The sequence below is a fragment of the Marinomonas polaris DSM 16579 genome, assembly GCF_900129155.1.
Classification (GTDB): Bacteria; Pseudomonadota; Gammaproteobacteria; order Pseudomonadales; family Marinomonadaceae; genus Marinomonas; species Marinomonas polaris.
Map to the genome: position 1 here is coordinate 1 of NZ_FQVF01000010.1, position 18,470 is coordinate 18,470.

Sequence of the window (18,470 nt, forward strand, 5' to 3'; positions counted from 1 at the left end):
CCTTGGTTTTCTGCTTATTTTTGACCACGTCGCGTAACCAACTAACATCTAACTTTTCTTTACCAACATCAATGCCAATAAAAGCCTTCATCTCTATCTACTCCCCTTGTACATGCAGCATCACCCTTACCTGGGGTGCTAGGATACCATTCAGTTTAATGGAGGTTAGGAAATCAGGGCTCAATCTACAAAACAGCATCTTTGTGCTCAGGTCGCGCACGAGCTCACCGATTTCCCGATGCGATAAGTGCTAGCTAAACACTCATCAAGAAGAGATACAAGGTCGTGCCTTTAGGCCGACAAAAAAACTCCCAACACAAAACCAAAACCTTCTTCACGAAAAATGACATTTTGTCGCGCTAAAGCACGCCCCAAAAAGCTCATAACGATATATAAGGTTTTGTCGGGCTGAAGCCGCGACCTACAAAAATCTTAGCAGATTCACTTTCTTTGTCATTCAGGAAAAACCCACAGCACTGTGGCTTTGTTGATGTAGCTTGTTGTTTGTAGTTCCTGAAGGATTCTTGCTGTTAGTTTTTGCAGGTCAGTGCCTTCAGGGATTTTTGCGGAATTAGCGATAATCTCTAAATCAAGAAGGTTGTTTAAATAGTGCAAGCGAGAGTTCGGAATATCCACATAGGCTGTATGTTGGCGCAGTAAAAAGCCTAGGTCCGCTAATATTTGATGACGAGCCGGCAGTTTTAAATGTGGTGGCTTGCCGGATTCATGAATGAAACTTTCGGTTTGGATTTTATCATCAGTGTCGATATGCACCATCACATCTTGTACTTGTGAATGGGCTTTCTTGATAGTGTAAGCCACCAAATCACCAAGGTAATGACCTTCGCTGACGCTGGCGTGGCTCGGCACATGAATGTGCATGTCTAGATAGATTTTGCCTGCCATGGATCTTGCTCTGACATCATGAGGCGCCATGACATGTTTTAGGCTGTTAGCTGTTTCTTTGATTTGTGCAATAAGTTTTGGATCAGGTGCCGTGTCCACCAGTTCAGCTAAGTTTTCCCACACCATGCTGATGGCCATTTTGCCAATCAATAGAGCAACGACAATCGATGCTACCATGTCTGCCCAGCCATAACCAAAATAAACACCGATCAAGCCAATCAGTACGGCTACAGAGGAAAGCGCATCACTGCGGCTGTGCCACGCATTGGCAACCAACATTTTACTGCCAATTTCATCGCCTGCTTTTTTGGTGTAATGGAAAATCGCTTCTTTAATTACAATGGTTGCAACCAATGCCGCGAGACCATACCAAGTAAATTGTGCTTGTGATGCGGGTGCTGTAATCGACTCATAAGCAATACCAAGCGCGACAACAATAAGCACGATGCCAAGAAATACTGTAGTCAAGGTTTCAAAGCGAAGATGACCATAAGGGTGATTTTCGTCTGGTCCTTGGCGAGAGTTGGCGGAAGCAAAATACACAAATACGTCAGTGACTAAGTCGGATAAAGAGTGAATACCATCCGCGATCAACGCTTGGGATTGAGAAAAATATCCTGCGACTATTTTGGCTAAACCGAGTAGGGCATCCCAAACGGCTCCGACAAGGGTGACTCTTATGGCTATGTCTTGTTCTTGCTTCTGCTTTGTCATGAGGCTTTTTGACCTGTTGAGAGTTTTAAATACGAGGGTTGCTTAACATAATCCATCTTACTTAACTTATCTTAAGTTTCTATTAAGGAGGATGAGTTTAAGTAGAAATTAATATCGGATTTAAGTGGTATTTTTGTTGAATTTAGCTTTGACAATAAGGATGGATTATACCTGTTCAAATTGGTGCATTTTGGATCTTTGTGGCAAGAGCGCCTTGTTGTCTAGCTTACCCAATGTTCTCCCCAAGCTTATCCACGAAATCTGTGGAAAAGGTTGGGGAGCTAAGAAAATACGGTTTTTTAATTGATCTCAAACCATAAGCAGTAAGATGCAAAAAATTCTCTCATAGTCAATGACATTAGGGAGAAGTTAGCGTCCATATCTGATAAGCCACCACCTTGAGAATCATTAAACGCAGCTTCTTTTAATGCATCATCAAATTTGATTTTGCGTAATGTCAGATCTTCATGCAGAACGAAGCTTAATTTGTCAGTCCAGCGCAGGCCTAGGTTTTTAACCGCCATGCCTTGTTGTAAATGACGAGTTACGTCTTCAGATAAAGGCTCTAGAGACTTAAAACGAATGGTAGCTTTGTCTTCAGAAGAATCTTGGATCTCGCATTCATCACCGGTTTCTAGGCTGGCAGGCACTTCATTTTTAACCAACCAATCTGTCATCAATGAAGATGGCGAAACTTGCGCTTGCAATGGGGTCATTGGGAAGCTGCCAAGCGTGGTTTGTAGGTGCTTAAATAATTGCTCTGTCATGCTGGCATTAGTGCTGTTGAGAACCAAAATTTTAGCTTGTAGATCAATGTATGCCCAGATGTCTGTACGCTTTGAAAAAGCCTTCGGACGAAGTGTGAAAACCAGTTCGTCTTTCATGTCTGATTTTTCTTTACGACCGACTTTGCGTCCTTCTATTAGCTCGATTTCAGCTACTTTAGCTTCTAGTTCTTCACGTACTACGGCAGAAGGTAAGACTTTTTCTTCTTTGCCTGCGCGGAATAGTAAACAGCGATCACTGGCTAGGCTCCATTGTTCACTGTTACGGATAAGCGGTAACCAGCCGAAAGAGAACTCTTCCTGAGAGCCACATTCTTTTAATGGGAACTCAGGGATTTTGTCGATCAATTCATTAGTATCTAGTGATTCGGTGTCTTTTAATTGGAAAATCTGGGCGTTCTTGAACCACATAATTAGTCTCTCACGGCTTCTTTAAAGTGTTTTCGGCAAACGGACAAGTAACGGTCGTTGCCGCCTATTTCTACTTGTGCGCCTTCTTTAACGGGGATTCCTTGTGCATTGAGTCGAATGACCATGGTGGCTTTGCTGCCACAATGACACACGGTTTTTAATTCTATTAGTTTATCTGACCAGGCGAGTAATGCCTTGCTGCCTTCGAATAGTTCGCCTTGGAAGTCAGTACGAATACCAAAAGCCAGAACGGGAATACGCAGTTTATCAACGACTTCTGAAAGATCGTAGACTTGTTCTTTGGTTAAAAATTGTGCTTCATCAATCAATATGCAGCTTAATGCTTTTGGCTGATTTTCATCTTTGACTAAAGTGATGAGGTCAGTATTGCTATCAAATAGGCTGGCTTCTGCCGATATACCAATTCGTGAGGCAATTTGCCCTGTTTCAAATCGGTCGTCTATCGATGCTGTAAGGAGTAAAACCCGCATACCTCGCTCTTGATAGTTATGAGCGGATTGCAATAGAACGGTAGATTTTCCAGCGTTCATTGCCGAGTAGTAGAAGTACAGTTTGGCCATATTAAGTCTGTTTATTAGCTTGCTGTTTAATTTGGCTGGTGAGTATAGCAAATCAATATAGTGAATGGCCTTATTTTTTGGATCTTGCGCTTTTGGGTTTATCTAGACTTTTGTTTATTTGCAAAGTTAGCCATTCTGCGCGTTTTAAACCATTCATCTCACAGAGTTTATCTAGCTTATCGATAATGTCTTGCTCAATGATTAGTTCTAAGCGCTTTAATCCCTGAGCTTTTTCTTTCTCTCGTTGTGCTCGTTTATTGATCTTGAGTTGATCTTTACGAGTGAGAGGTTGGGTGCGAGGGCGGCCAGGGGATTTACCAAATAGGTCGATTGTATTCCGGTCGGATGACGCTTTTGCCATGGTGTAATGTTCGTATCAATGGATTAATGATTTAGATTGCGCATAAAAAATAAGAACGAAAAACAGTCAAATACTGTTTTTCGTTCTTTATGTTTTATCTTTTAGTTTTGCGCTGTTTTCTTTTCTGCTTGTTTTTCTGCCATTTGGTTGGTGGCAATAAAGTCTAATAGGATTTCAGACGCTTCTTTTGCGTAAGTGTCTTCTTCTATCGGTTTAATATCTTCAACCGATGTGAGTAGTTCTAGTCCTAGCGCTTTGCGGCGAGTGTTTTCACGTTCTAGCTCGCTTTTTTTATTGTCTTCTCTTTGTTGTATGCGAGTGCTTTCTTTCAAAGAAATAGTTTTATAGGTCTCTACTTGTTTTTTGAACTCACCTATTTGTTCATTAATCGCAACGAAGTTAGGATCTTTAGCCATTCTGGCTTCATGGCGTGGTTCTAAAATAGGCAGGTAAGCTGGCATATTCCAATAAACTGGATAGCGAGTTTCGTGGATTTTATCCCAAGGTAAAGGGTTGTCTAGCGCACTTTCCCCAATGGTTTCTTTATCAATCAAAGAAGGGAAAGCTATGTCTGGCATAACGCCTTTATGTTGTGTGCTTTCTCCAGATACTCTGTAGAATTTAGCCTGAGTAACTTTAAGCTGCCCTTTATCCATATCTTGCAATACTTGAACCGTGCCTTTACCAAAGGTTTGGTCACCGAGAATTAAGGCTCGTCCGTAATCTTGTAGTGCGCCAGCCACGATTTCAGAAGCGGATGCACTCATACGGTTTACTAAAACAGCCATTGGGCCACTGTAAACTATGGCTGGATCAGAATCGCCTAATGGCGTGACTCGTCCACTTTGGTCGCGGATTTGTACTGTCGGGCCAGATGGAATAAACAATCCTGCTAGGGCATTGGCTTCTTGCAGGGAACCGCCACCGTTATTTCTTAGGTCAAGAATTAATGCCGAAATACCTTCTTTACGCAGCTCTTCTATGAGTTCTTTTGTGTCTCGAGTAGAGCTTTTGTAGTTTTTGTCGCCAGCTTGGATTGCGGCAAAATCAGAATAAAAAGTCGGCAAGGTAATTACGCCTACTTTGTATTTTTCGCCATCACGCTCCACTTCAACGATTTCTTTTTTGGCGGACTGATCTTCAAGCTTCACTTTTTTACGCACAATGCTAATGCGCTTACTCGTTTGAGTGTCGCCTTTACTTGGAGTAACTTCCAGTATTACTGTCGTGTCTCTTTCGCCACGAATCATATCAACAACATCGTCAAGACGCATACCAACCACATCGACCATAGGTTTGCCTTCTTGGCCTACCGCAATAATTCGATCGTTAGGGGCAAGGTCGCTTTGGGTTGCCGCTGGACCACCAGGAACCAAACGCACGACTTTGGTGTAGTCATCTTCCATTTGTAGGACCGCACCAATGCCTTCAAGAGATAGACTCATGTTGATATTGAAAGCTTCTGATGCGCGTGGCGCAAAGTAGTTGGTGTGAGGGTCTAGTGCCGCAGTGATTGAGTTGGCAAAAATTTGATATACATCGACAGCATTAGTTTGGTCGACTCGTTTTATTTGGTTTTTATAGCGGCGCTCAAGTGTTGAGATGATTTTCTCTTCGCTTTCGCCGTTGAGCTTCATGGTTAACGCACGGTTTTTAAGACGTTTACGCCAGTAGTCATCAAGCTCTGCTTCGGTTGTTGCCCATTTTTGGGCGTCTGGGTCTGCATTAAGTGTTTCATCAATTTCATAATTGAAACCTTTGATCATCTCTGGTAGATGGTCTTGAAGGTTTAGAAGTCGTTTTTCTAAACGCTCAAGGTAAAGGTTGTAAATGGTGTAAGCAACCGTAGTGTCACCGTCTCTTAAAGCATCGTCAAAGCTGTTTCTATATTGAGATAGCTTATCTATGTCGCTTTTAAGGAAAAAGCTTTTGCTCGGGTCTAGAGCATCAATATAGTAATCAAAGGCTTTTGCTGAAATGGCATCATCAATGTGAGGTCTGTTATAATGGATGCCTTCTAACATCTCAACGAGTTCTTTTGATACTTTGTCGTATTCATGAGGAGGCTGTAGCTCCTGATAAGCGGACGCAGGTGTTGAGGCAAAGGTATAGCCGGTTAAAAGGCAAAGCAAAAGGCGTTTATAGTTCATCCGGTATGGGCTCTCTCTGTCTATTTTATACGTCATTGGTAAAATCATATTAGACACTGGGCTGTAAGGCTAGCCAAAGTGTTAAAAAGTCACTTTTTTAAAGCATTCTGCTTATAGGACACTATGGAATTTTCAAATTTTAACGACTCTTTACTGTCATTTCTTCAATCTTCTCCGACACCTTTTCATGCAACCACTAGTATGCGCTATGCTTTGCTAGCAGAAGGTTTTACTGAATTGTTAGAAGAAGACGATTGGGTAATAGAAGAGGGCGGGAAGTATTTTGTCACACGCAATGAATCCTCTTTAATTGCCTTTACTACGCCACAACTCAATTTTAGCCAAAGTGGTTGGCGAATGATTGGAGCTCATACTGACAGTCCTTGTCTGAAATTGAAACCTAATGCGCAAGTTGATCGCTTTGGTTATCACCAGTTAGGTGTTGAAGTGTACGGTGGGGTTTTGCTTCACACTTGGTTAGATAGGGATTTATCCATTGCGGGTCGCATTACGCTGAAAACCGAAAGTGGCGATATTATTAGTCGCTTGGTGGATTTTAAAGATCCAATTGCAGTGGTGCCTAACTTAGCTATCCATTTGAATCGGCAAGCAAATGAAGGTTTTTCTGTTAACCCTCAAGAAGAAATGTTGCCAATTTTGTGTGGTGCTGAAAACGAGTTTGATCTGCATGAGTTGTTAAAATCTCAACTTAAGAAACAATATGCAGATTTGGCTATAGATACGGTTCTTGATTTTGAATTGAGCTTATACGACACACAGCCTCCTGCACTGGTTGGTTTGCACAAAGAATATATCTGTTCAGCACGTTTAGATAATTTGCTGAGCTGTTTTGTCGGTTTATGTGCTTTGTTGGATTCGGACCAACAGCGTCCTAGCTTGCTTATTTGTACTGATCATGAAGAGATTGGTAGTTTGTCTGCTTGTGGTGCAAATGGACCATTTTTAGAAGATGTATTGCGTCGTCTAACACCGAATCCTGAGCAATATGTTCAGGCGATTCAGCGTTCTATGCTGGTTTCTGCTGATAATGCTCATGCTTTGCATCCAAACTATGCTCATAAGCACGATAAAAATCATGCGCCCTCTATTAACAAAGGTGCGGTTATTAAAGTAAATGCCAACCAGCGTTATGCAACAAATAGTGAAACAGCGAGCGTGTATCGAGACATTGCTGCTGAAGAGAATTATGAGGTTCAATGCTTTGTTGTTCGTAGTGATATGGCTTGCGGTAGCACGATAGGGCCAATCACATCAGGCGAAATAGGTGTGCCGACTATTGACATCGGTTTGCCAACTTTTGGTATGCATTCTATTCGCGAATTGGCGGGTAGTTGTGATGCTTATGGTTTGTATAAAGTACTGACTCGTTTTACAAAACGAGAAAAACTGATTACTCGCTAGGCTAATCTGATTGGTCGAGTAGAAAAAAAGCCGTAAAACAGTGTTTTACGGCTTTTTTATTCATTCTCAAAAGAGTTAGGTTAGTTTTTAGCGACTAACCATTTGTCCAACTCTTTGATCTTGTCTTCAGTAAGATCGCCAGTCGCTTCTAACAGGTTTAGTTTTTTTACTACAAAGTTGTATCTATATTGTTCGTAGGTATTTTGCGCATCATATAGATTTGATTGAGCGTCAAGCAATTCTACAAGGTTGCGCGTACCAACATCGTATCCTGCTTTTGTGGCTTCAAGCGCGCTAGTACGAGAACGAATTAGTTGCTGTTGAGCATCAATTTGAGCAACCGCGGTTTGCAGGTCAAGGTATAGACTACGGATATTAAGCTCGATAGTTTGTAATGAGCTTGCTCTTTGCTCTGTAGTCGACATTGCTTGTGCTGTTGCTTGTCTAACAGAAGCATTTATTGCACCACCACTGTATAGCGGGATACTAACACCTAGCCCGATAGATGACGTATTTGTCGCACCATCATTCATTGAGGATGGTGCACTGCTGCTATAATCGTTATCCGTTCGAGATAAAGAGCCCGTTATTGATACGGTAGGAGTACGTCCATTGGCTTTCTGGATGTTAATGTTATTTTCTGCACTTTTTACAGAAAGGTTTAAAATTTGTAGTTCTTTATTATCAATACGGGCTTTTGCAATTAAAGAGTCAACCGTCATATTTGGATCAAGGCTGATTGGGTAGTCTTTTGATAATTGAGGAATGGTTTTTATTTCTTGTCCTGTTCTTTGGTACAAGGCTTTTTGTGCATAAGACACACTTGAACGAGCGCTTAGCTCTGTAACACGAACAGAGTCATATTCAGCTTGAGCGTCTTGTAAGTCTGTAATAGATGCCAAACCTACTTCATATTGTTTCTTTGCACGATCTAGCTGGCTTGCTGTGCTTTTGACTAAGGCTTCGGTTGTCTGCAATGTAGACTGTGCAATTAGAAGATCAAAGTATTCGGTCAAGGTAGTAAGTGCTAAGTCTTCTTCTGAATTATTAAAGCTAATGCCTGCACTTTCTGAACTTATCTCTACTGCATCGACAGCGTAGTTAAGAGCTGGAGAGTATATTGGGTAGCTTAAATCTAAAGATAAACTGTTTGATGTGTTGTTGTAGTTGCTAGATGAGTTATCAGTATTGCTATAACCCAAATTGCCATTAAAGCTAATACTAGGGTATAGATTGCCTTTAGTGACTGTTACACCTTCTTTTTCTGCTTGATAGGTTGCTGCTGCAGCTCTTAAACCTGGATCATGTTGTTTGGCAAGTTTGTATACTTCGTAAATGCTTTCTGCATGGGCAGTCGTACTACTTAGAACGGCTGCAGCGATGAGTGATGGTATAATATGCTTTTTCATAGATCTCTGTGGGCTCGTAGTATGAAATATAGTTATAATAGTACCTCAAGTTTTTCGCTTTCGGCAGTGTCATTCTTGCTATATCTATTATGACTACTGACCATATCATAACGAAATATTTTAAATAGACTTTGAATGTGAAAAATTAATGCAAGCGGGGCCGCTTTTTAGCCTATATTTTTCACATTCCTTCATCCTAATTTTTCACATCTATTTTATACGTAATAGTTTGTTTCGAGTTTGCTTGTATTTCCCCTGAAACGAGTAAACTATTTGCATTTATTGGTACTGCGTCATTGCCTTCTAATATATCTACAACACCATTAGTACTTTGTTCTATTGAATACTTTTGTGCTGTATTTGAGTGGTTTTCAATAGTTGCTTCCCAAACTTGAGTGCTAGGAAGTTTTTGAGATGAGGCACTAACCAAGGTTAAATAGCCAGTTATGTCTTGGCTTTTATTGGTCATGACGTCAACTGAGCTGCCTTCACGAACTGTCTCTAAACGGACTGTATTACCGGGAATAAGCAGATCTCCTCTTTTCCAAAATGTCTTGTATTCGCCTGGAAGGCCATTTTTTTCAAAAGAGAAGCTTAGGTTGTTATAGAAATTTAAGTCGATTTTTCCAGAACTATTACCATAAGTATAAAGCTTTGCTTTATGTGTTTGGCTATCTATATTGCTATCGCTGCTAGGTAAAGGAATTAAGGTGTTTGAATAAGGTGCGATTGAAAGTGTGCCACCACCCAGAGAATAGCTCACTTCATTATCTTGGTAATTTATGTCGGGTCTATCTGCGCTCATTGCAAGTGAATTGCGCTCTGCTTTGAAAAGCTGAGGAGCAGTACTTCGGGAGTAGTGAAGTAGGCTGTCTTGTACCTGGATGGTAGAGCTTGAATTGTTGTGAATAAGCGCTTGTTGAGAAACAGAAACCTTATCATTTTCGAAAATCAGACTGAGCTGTGGTGACCACGAAAGCTCGTTTGTTTGATAGCTAACCTTGTAGGGCGCTGTTTTATCGGCATCAGCTTTACTTTCAGGTTTTGTCTCCGCAGTACTTGGGTTTTCAAGCGGGATTAAGTAAAAGTCATCTATGGGTAATGTCATAGAAAACTCTTTATTGCTAAGCACAAAGGATCGAGTGTTGTTCTCGATTTTAGCCAGTGTGCCAGTGTAATTTAGATCTCTTTGTTTGTGTTCCACTCTTACTTTCTTGTTTATCAGATCAAACCAGTTAGCATTTAAGTTATTTTCTAAATGAGTAATTGGTGCGAAATTTTCTTGAAGCGGTAGTAGTGAGCCTGTGTTCGGAGTAAGGCTAAGTTGCTGGCTAGTTTCCACGATTTGACTATTATCTAAACCGATAACGGCATTGATCGGAGCTGCAAAAGCACTGTGAGCAGAGGCTCCTAAAAGAATGCTAAGGCAAAAATAGGCTGGTTGGTTGTTCATAACAGAGTCCTTTTGTTGGTTTTAACAGCACGCAAGTTGTCGTGATGAATCTTCTCTCATGGTACCCTATTAAATTCAAGTAAACGTCAAACAATGTAGCAAAAATAAGGGTTTGCAGTGGATAAAAAATTACTAATTATTGACGGATTGAATCTAATTCGAAGACTCTATGCTGCATTAGAATCAGAGCATGATGCAAATCGTCGTATTGAGCGCACCCAAAGTATTGCGATTGAAGCCTTGGCGAAATTAACCCATCAATTTTTCCCTTCTTATGCTGTTGTTGTGTTTGATTCAAATGGTAAAACTTGGCGCCATCGAGTCTACCCAGAATACAAACTAGGCCGTGTACCTATGGATGATACCTTACTCGAATCCTTGCCAGACTTTGCTAAGGTATTTCGTTTCAATCATTTGCCTTGTTTGAGAATAGATGGTTGGGAGGCAGATGACCTTATCGCTACGTTAGCGGTGAAAGCGGCGAACAGCAATGTTAAATCCTATATTGTTTCAACAGATAAAGGTTTCACGCAGTTATTAGGGGATGATCGTATTCTTCAATATGATTACTTTGCCAAATTGGGTTACGACAAAATTTGGGTACCCGGTAAATATGGAGTGGAGCCTGAACAACTAACAGACTATTGGGCTTTAGTCGGTGATACCACCAACCGAATTCCAGGTGTAAAAGGTATTGGGCCGAAAACAGCATTAAGTATTATTAGTTTGTTTCCTACAATTGAAGAAATTTATGCCAATTTGCCGTCTTTTTCAGAGCGCATTCAGTCTATGTTAGCTGGTGGTTATGAGCAGTGTTTGCTGTCCCGTTCATTAGTTGCCTTGAAAACAGATGTGGAAATTGGGGTTCGGCTTTCTCAGCTTAGGTATATCGAAAGTAAAGTTGAGTGAATATCAAACTTCTAAGTAGAAAAGTTAGGTTCAACCCCTTACTCATATCTTATGAGACGCTTATAATAGCGGCATTTCAGACAACAAATAAATGAGATTTTTATGTCAGAGGTAAGAACACGTATTGCGCCGTCTCCAACTGGCGATCCGCATGTAGGTACAGCCTATATTGCGCTATTTAATATGGCTTTCGCACGTAAAATGGGCGGCAAGTTTATTTTACGTATTGAGGATACCGACCAAACTCGTAGTACACCTGAATCTGAAAAAATGATTTTAGATGCATTACGTTGGTTAGGTCTAGATTGGGCTGAAGGTCCAGATGTGGGCGGACCATACGGGCCATATCGTCAAAGCGAAAGAGGCGATATTTATGGTCAATATGCTCAAGAGTTGATCGAGAAGGGGCATGCTTTTTATGCGTTTGAAACCACTGAAGAATTGGATCAAATGCGTAATGATCAAAAAGAGCAAGGTTTGCCACAAAAGTACGATGGTCGTGCTCTTAACCTGACTGCAGAAGAAGTGCAGGCAAAATTAGATGCAGGCGTTCCTTATGTTATTCGTATGAAAATTCCTGAAGAGGGCACATGTGTTGTTCAGGATATGCTTCGAGGCACAATCGAAATCGATTGGGCTCAAGTGGATATGCAAGTGTTACTAAAAGCAGATGGTATGCCGACTTACCATTTAGCAAACGTTGTTGATGATCATCTAATGAAAATTACCCATGTTATTCGTGGTGAAGAATGGATCAACTCAGCGCCTAAGCATATATTGTTGTACCAATACTTTGGTTGGGATATGCCGACTTTGTGTCATATGCCTTTGTTGCGTAACCCAGATAAATCTAAGTTATCAAAACGTAAAAACCCAACGAGTATTTTGTACTATCAACGCATGGGGTATATGTCTGAAGCGGTAATCAATTACCTTGGTCGTATGGGTTGGTCTATGCCTGACGAGCGTGAAAAATTCTCGTTAGACGAAATGATAGAACATTTTGATATTCAGCGAGTTTCTTTGGGTGGTCCAGTTTTTGATGTTGAAAAATTGAGCTGGCTAAATGGTATGTGGATTCGTGAGAATCTAACCCCAGAAACCTTTGCGCAAAAATATGTTGAATGGGCGCTTAACCCTGAATATTTGATGAAGATTTTGCCGCTGGTTATTCCGCGTGTTGAAACTTTCTCAGATGTCGCTGATGTGGCTGGCTTTTTCTTAAAAGGTATGTTGCCAATTACCAAAGAGGATTTTTCTTCTATCAAGATGGAAGAAGAAACACTTCGTAAGGCCATGCAGTTCGCTTTATGGCGTTTGGAAGCATTGAACAAATGGGAAAAAGACGAAATTTTTAATGAGATGAAATCATTAGCTCAAGTGATGGAAATTAAGCCGAAAGACTTTTTTGCGCCGTTATTCGTCGCTATATCCGGAACGACTGCGTCGGTTTCTGTTTTTGACTCAATGGCGATTCTAGGCTCTGATATTTCTCGCGCTCGTATGCGCACCGCAGTAAATGTACTTGGTGGTCCTTCTAAGAAAGAAGCGAAGCGCTGGGAAAAAGAATACGCTGATCTATAAGATCAGCTGTTTTTAGCGACAATAATGCTAAAGAAATTTTGAACAAAAAAAACCGACTTTGATAGTCGGTTTTTTTTACGCAATTTATTAGATCAACCGTTTGCTTATTTACACTAACGAGTGGTGAAGACACTCGTCTTTTTGTCTAAGCTACTAACTTGATTGTGAATGTCACGGGTATTGCCTTCAATGCTATTAATATAGCTATTATCACGTTGAAGTTGCTGTGCAATTTTGTCCATTTCTTCACTCATGTGTACAGCTGTTTTTGCAACCTCTTGGATAGAGCGAGCCATATCAATGGAGGAAGCTGAACTTGTCTGAGCATTCTGTTCTATTTCACGAATGGCCAATTCTGCTTTTTCACTAAACTCTTCAATTGCATGTAGGCTTTCTTGACCACTTTGCATGGTTTCGATTGCTGTTTGTGTTGAAGATTGAATAGTGCTTACGATATCTGTGATTTTGGCTGTTGCATCAACTGTCTTCTCAGCCAGAGAGCGTACTTCATCGGCAACGACAGAGAACCCACGGCCTGCTTCACCGGCACGTGCTGCTTCAATAGCCGCGTTTAGTGCAAGGAGGTTGGTCTGATTTGCTAAGTCATTGATCATGCCTATAACGTTGTCGATATCTTTAGATAATTGGCCAAGCTCGTTAAGTTGCTCACTTGTTTTGTTGACAACACTAATAGTGCTAGAAAGATTCGATAACGCGCCCTTAATCGTTTCAGCACCAACTTTTGCAGATTCGTAAGTGTGTTGAGACTGGCTGCTTAAGTCTTCTGTTGTGCTAGAAATACTAGAAATAGTGGTGGATATTTCTTCTGTCGCTGCTGCTAGAGAGTTTGTTTGCTCACTAACGGAACGGTTGCTTTGTGCAATGTTAGTAACGGAAGTGTTTAGTTCATTAACCATGTTGTTGACACCTTGAGTGGTATCCACAACTTCGCCAATTACTGAGCTTAGCCCCGTCGTCATTTCATTTACAGAGCTACATAAGGAATCAAATTCATCATTACGCTTTTTGTTAACGTGTAAACGAGCCGTTAGGTCACCACCTTTTACTTTACCGAGGTCCTTGATGATTTGATTAAGTGTACTGTTTACACTACTGCCAATCCCCATCATCATAAGCGCGGCAATGACAGCAACAACAATACTTACAATGATTAAGCTTATGCTAGCTTGTTGAGAACTTTCAGAAGCTTGCTGGCGTGCTTCTAGCACTGCTTTTTGCATGTATTCAACTGCAGCTAAACGAGTTTGAGCAAAATTTGCTTTACTGTCTAGAAACTGTGATTGTAGGTTTTTTAGCTGTTGGTTTTCTTTATCGAAGTTCTCAACAGCTGAAAAATACTTGTTAATAACTTCGCCGAAGCGCTCTTCAAGGCCGAAGTTAGTAACACGCTTATAAAATTTGTCATAACGTTCCATGAAGGCAGCTTTATTTTCAGGAACTGGTTCGAAGATAAAGTTTTTTTCGGCTTCTCGAACTGGCAGGAATTCTTGTTTCACTAAGCTTAGGAAAGAAATTTCTTCTGTTACTTTTTCACCTAATTGAGAGATCTCGCCTTTTAAACCAGAAGACCCATTAAAGCCAACTTTTTGTCTTTGATTGACAAGTAGCTTTAATGTATCGCTGTAGTTGGCTAAAGAAGAGGTAATGCTAGTTATGTTTTTCTTTGCTTCTGGATCTTGAAGAAGATTCGTATCGCCTTCTAGCGTAACCATGAACTTTTCATGGTTAGCATTTAGCTGCTCTAGAAAATTTTCGTAGGAGCTATTGTCAATGCCAGACAGTGTCTCGTATTCCTCCATTAAGGTAATAGCTAAAGATGCAAGATCTTTATCTACTGTGGTAAGGCGATCGAATTTTGAGGATGAGGTTTCTTGAACATTCAATCCTTGTAAAGCAACAGCAGTTACAACAACGAATCCAAGAATAGCCGCAATCAATAATGAGAGTAACTTGGTACGAAAACTAAGGTTTGCCAACATATTATATCCTGCACTTTTTTATTATAAATTGAACAAATAGACATTTTGCAGAGAGTCATCAAAACTCTTAGCCTTCATTAATGAGTCTATTAAAGCATTACAAATGTTTACTTAAGCATTCTATTTCTACTATGGCCTTGTTTGCAATTAATTGACATAAAAATATAGATTTATCTTGTTGTGATAATGGCTGCGAATGTTATTTTTAGTATGTTTCTTGTTGTAAGGTAAGTTTCGTTTGTCTAAAAGTCATGAGGGCTTAGCCATACATCTATTTTTTGGGTGCCAAGGTAGCTGATTTTTCCTTGATATCGTGCAATTCCACTGGAACTAAATTCAAACCTGTAGGTTCTTTTAATTTTTATTTCTCCTCGGTTCCAGATTGGTCTCCATTCTGCGCCAGCGACACTTTCCTCTAGTAGTTGTAGGTTGAGTGATTCACAGTGTTTTTTTGCGTTTATTAGAGCTTGCTCTCGAATGGAGGAATTTTGCCACCAAGCGTAGGCTGCAGCGGAAATTAATAGAAGAATGATTATGTCGGAAAGCTGTAAGTTCATGTGCGCCAACTATTTGTTAAAGAGGTTTACGATCTTCTTTAACATCATAGCGAATAGTGACTAGAAAAAAATAGTCATAATAGAAAGAAATACGTGGCTACCTCCAAGCAGGAGAGAAAGGAGAGGTAGCCACGGTCTTCACGCTATTTAGAGCAAGTCGTAAAATTATCTCATTTATCAAAAGCTAAATTTGGGCATTCGGGGCAGCGAATGTGTGGGTAAACCAAATTTGAGTCGTTAGCTTTAATCAAATGGCCAGTCAGGCGATAATTTAGGCGGCTTCTACTGCTCTCTCTGCGTAAAGTTGGATGACCCACTGCTCGATGCGTTGATCAGTGAGTTCAAACTGTTGATCTTCATCAATTGCTAGGCCGATGAAGAATTCTTTGTTATCAACACAAGCTCTAGATGCTTCAAATTCATAGCCTTCTGTTGGCCATTGGCCAATAAAGGTCGCATTTGTTGGTAATAATTTTTCATATAGCCAACCTACAGCATCTACAAAATAATCGCCGTAGCCAAATTGATCGCCTAGTCCATATAGGGCTATGACTGTATCTTCAAGAGCCAGTTCAGCTAAATTGTCTCCAATGTCTTCCCAGTCGGATTGAATGCCGCCAAAATCCCAAGTAGGAATTCCCAAAATGAGCATGGAATATTGTTCAAGTTGGCTGAGTTCAATATCCTTGATATTGAATATATCTACTTGCTCGCCAAGTTCTTCCCATTGTTTGGCAATCTTGCGGCCAACTTCTTCTGTGTTGTTTGTATCTGTGCCGTAAATAAGGGCAATTGTTGATTGAGCCATGTGATGCCTTTGCTTTCTGTAATTTAGTGAATTTGTTTATATTGGTGGCTACTGACACCAAAGTGTTGGATAAAAGCTGCTTCGAACTGGTCTTCTGAAAAGCCACTTTGAGCAACAATATGAGATTTTGCCGTCGGGTTTTGTCTTAGTTGGGCTGCTGCGAATTTGATCCGGCTACGAGTGCAATAACTTTCGATAGGTTGCCCAACAATAAGGTTAAAGCCAATGGCAAGAGCTTCTGTATTAAGGCCAACTTGTTGCGCTAGATGTTTAATATTGAGAGTATCGTATTCCGGTGTTTCTATTAAATTTTGTGCATGGAAAAGTTTGCTTTGGCAGTCTTCACATTGTGATAAGTGACTGAGCATTTGTAGCTGCTCGATCAGTATAAATATAAGTGAATAGAGGTATCCAGCAAGGCTTATTGAGTGTCCCTTGTGTGCCAATATTGGCTCAATGGCACTGATGGTTCTTTCTGTAATAGGCAGCTGAATCACGGCGTTTTCATTGCCTAGTTTGTCTCGCATAGCCATAAAATGCTGGATGATTTGATCTTCTGTTTCACCTAGGACAGCTGCTAAATGGGCTGGACTAATTCGAGTTTGCAGTAGGCTGTATTCATCACCCTTTGCCATCAAGAAATGACCGTTAATGTTTTTCGGCTGATATGAAATCTGTACAGAATTAATATCTTTTGCCGTATTAATTGGCCCTGCTCCTAAAAAAGAAAAATAGAGTCCTGATCGTGCTTCTTCATGAAGTGAAACGTCTGCATTACTAATTAAGTGTTGGTTAAGTAATTGCAAATTTGGAAGTAGGGCAAGTAATTGTTTATGGCCAGATAGCCATGGCGCTACTTCTTCTTTGACTTTTCCTGCATTGTCATACACATCGCGCATGTTTAGTTGCATCGTATGTTGCCTCAATCTGATAATGGTTATCATTAGAGATTCTTTTCGCTTTCAATGCAAGTGATTCTCATTAAATATTTTATATGAGAATCACTTTATTCATATTTTTATCTGATATGTATTGTTTGGTGGGAGTCAGTCTAAGTAGTCTGTTCGATTCAGGCCGTATTTTTGCATTTTCTGATTGAGTGTTCTGCGAGGAAGCTGGAGTTGTTCTAACACAAGTTGAATATTGCCTTTTTGTTGTCGAATACTGGCTTCAATTAAGCTGCGTTCAAATTCTTGTACCTTCACGCTAAGTGGGAGAGGGGTTATGGTGTCTATATCGTCCTGAGCTTGGTAGCCAGCCAATATTTTTGCCACACTTGTATTAGGTTCAAGAGCATAACGCAGGGCAACGTTTCTAAGCTCACGAACATTTCCAGGCCATCCATACAAAGTCAATGTTTCATGATCGATTGGGCTGAGTTGTCTAAGATCTCCTCCGCGCTCTTTTACTGCTATTCGACAAAAATGTTCAAAGAGCAGTGGGATATCAGATCCCCGGTTGCGTAAATCTGGAAGATGTATTTGCGATACATTCAGACGAAAGAATAAGTCTTGCCTAAAGTTTTCTAGCGTCTGTAGGTCACTTTTTGCAGCCGCGACGACTCTTAGGTCTATCTTGATTGTATTATTACTACCAACTCGCTCGAGTTGATTTTCCTGCAATACGCGTAGCAATTTAATTTGCATCGCGAGTGGCATACTTTCTATTTCATCGAGAAACAATGTGCCGCCACTGGCATGCTCAAGCTTGCCAATCCTTTGCTTGTTCGCACTGGTAAAGGCGCCAGCCTCATGGCCGAATAGTTCGCTTTCAAACAGATCTGCTGGAATAGCGGCGCAATTAATGGCAACAAATGGATTGCTGCTTCTTGGACTACAGTCATGTAAAGCTTTTGCAACTAACTCTTTGCCACAGCCTGTTTTTCCGTAAACAATGACATGGGTGTCCATGCTGGCAAAGGTGCGAATTTGCTGTCTGACACGGATGATTTGCTCATTTTTACCAATAATGGTTTCTTCTAAGCCATGTAAGTCGCCAAGGTACTGAGATTGGTTAGCATGTTGAAGCTGCACTTTTCTTAGTTGAATAGCTTTTTCAACAGTTTGTAACAACCTGTTTGGGTCAAAGGGTTTCTCAAGAAAATCAAAAGCGCCGTCACGCAAAGCATTGACGGCGGTGTCAACGTCGCCATGTCCGGTAATCAGTATAAATGGAAGCTCATGCTCTTTGCTGAGACAGTCGCTCATCAATGTTAAACCGTCTATTGGCGTCATACGTATATCGCTGACGATAATGCAAGGTAGCCCAATGTTGAACTGATCGATTAGCTCTTGGGCTTCTTGAAATTCTCGTACGTTATAGTTTGATAAACGCAGCCATTGGGCGGTGGTTGAACGAACAATATCGTCGTCATCAAGTAGCCATATTTCAATGTGATTGTTGGTGTTACGGTTTTCCAT

At 40.7% G+C, this 18,470-nt stretch carries 15 protein-coding genes; 3 read left to right on the forward strand and 12 right to left on the reverse strand.

The features are described from left to right. Positions 1-453: 453 nt before the first annotated feature. From BUA59_RS11740 to BUA59_RS11760, 5 genes are all read right to left on the reverse strand, one after another. A complete protein-coding gene (locus BUA59_RS11740; protein ID WP_072839897.1) occupies positions 454-1,620 on the reverse strand; it encodes a cation diffusion facilitator family transporter in 1,167 nt (388 codons plus the stop codon). Between the two features lie 299 nt (positions 1,621-1,919). Then, positions 1,920-2,816, reverse strand: coding sequence for a recombination-associated protein RdgC (locus BUA59_RS11745; RefSeq protein WP_012070576.1), 897 nt, complete (start codon positions 2,814-2,816; stop codon positions 1,920-1,922). 2 nt (positions 2,817-2,818) lie between these two features. Further along, positions 2,819-3,397 (reverse strand): thymidine kinase, encoded by a 579-nt coding sequence (locus tag BUA59_RS11750; protein ID WP_072839898.1) that lies wholly within the window; start codon positions 3,395-3,397, stop codon positions 2,819-2,821. Positions 3,398-3,467: 70 nt separating this feature from the next. Beyond that, complete coding sequence (gene ybfE, locus BUA59_RS11755; RefSeq protein ID WP_072839899.1) at positions 3,468-3,758, reverse strand: LexA regulated protein; 291 nt, start codon at positions 3,756-3,758, stop codon at positions 3,468-3,470. Between the two features lie 101 nt (positions 3,759-3,859). Further along, the gene (locus tag BUA59_RS11760) at positions 3,860-5,908 is read right to left on the reverse strand and encodes a carboxy terminal-processing peptidase (RefSeq protein ID WP_072839900.1); all 2,049 of its coding nucleotides are present in this window, start codon (positions 5,906-5,908) and stop codon (positions 3,860-3,862) included. Between the two features lie 123 nt (positions 5,909-6,031). Between BUA59_RS11760 and BUA59_RS11765 the strand changes: the two genes are divergently transcribed. After that, positions 6,032-7,330: a M18 family aminopeptidase gene (locus BUA59_RS11765; protein ID WP_072839901.1), complete on the forward strand. Its 1,299-nt coding sequence runs from the start codon at positions 6,032-6,034 to the stop codon at positions 7,328-7,330. Between the two features lie 80 nt (positions 7,331-7,410). On the opposite strand, the gene BUA59_RS11770 is transcribed toward BUA59_RS11765, so the two are convergent. Next, entirely contained in the window at positions 7,411-8,739 is a 1,329-nt protein-coding gene (locus BUA59_RS11770; protein WP_072839902.1) for a TolC family outer membrane protein, read from the reverse strand. Positions 8,740-8,935: 196 nt separating this feature from the next. Beyond that, positions 8,936-10,192: a hypothetical protein gene (locus BUA59_RS11775; protein WP_072839903.1), complete on the reverse strand. Its 1,257-nt coding sequence runs from the start codon at positions 10,190-10,192 to the stop codon at positions 8,936-8,938. Between the two features lie 117 nt (positions 10,193-10,309). Between BUA59_RS11775 and xni the strand changes: the two genes are divergently transcribed. Continuing rightward, positions 10,310-11,101, forward strand: a complete 792-nt coding sequence (gene xni, locus BUA59_RS11780) for a flap endonuclease Xni (protein ID WP_072839904.1) — start codon at positions 10,310-10,312, stop codon at positions 11,099-11,101. A 102-nt stretch (positions 11,102-11,203) separates the two neighbouring features. Next, positions 11,204-12,685: a glutamate--tRNA ligase gene (gene gltX, locus BUA59_RS11785; protein ID WP_072839905.1), complete on the forward strand. Its 1,482-nt coding sequence runs from the start codon at positions 11,204-11,206 to the stop codon at positions 12,683-12,685. 113 nt (positions 12,686-12,798) lie between these two features. On the opposite strand, the gene BUA59_RS11790 is transcribed toward gltX, so the two are convergent. From BUA59_RS11790 to BUA59_RS11810, 5 genes are all read right to left on the reverse strand, one after another. Further along, positions 12,799-14,685, reverse strand: coding sequence for a methyl-accepting chemotaxis protein (locus tag BUA59_RS11790; protein ID WP_072839906.1), 1,887 nt, complete (start codon positions 14,683-14,685; stop codon positions 12,799-12,801). Between the two features lie 242 nt (positions 14,686-14,927). Then, positions 14,928-15,242, reverse strand: a complete 315-nt coding sequence (locus BUA59_RS11795) for a DUF3301 domain-containing protein (protein WP_072839907.1) — start codon at positions 15,240-15,242, stop codon at positions 14,928-14,930. Positions 15,243-15,513: 271 nt separating this feature from the next. Beyond that, positions 15,514-16,050, reverse strand: coding sequence for a flavodoxin (locus BUA59_RS11800; RefSeq protein ID WP_072839908.1), 537 nt, complete (start codon positions 16,048-16,050; stop codon positions 15,514-15,516). Positions 16,051-16,073: 23 nt separating this feature from the next. After that, entirely contained in the window at positions 16,074-16,961 is an 888-nt protein-coding gene (locus BUA59_RS11805; protein WP_072839909.1) for a helix-turn-helix domain-containing protein, read from the reverse strand. A gap of 135 nt (positions 16,962-17,096) precedes the next feature. Continuing rightward, the gene (locus BUA59_RS11810; protein WP_072839910.1) at positions 17,097-18,470 is read right to left on the reverse strand and encodes a sigma-54-dependent transcriptional regulator; all 1,374 of its coding nucleotides are present in this window, start codon (positions 18,468-18,470) and stop codon (positions 17,097-17,099) included.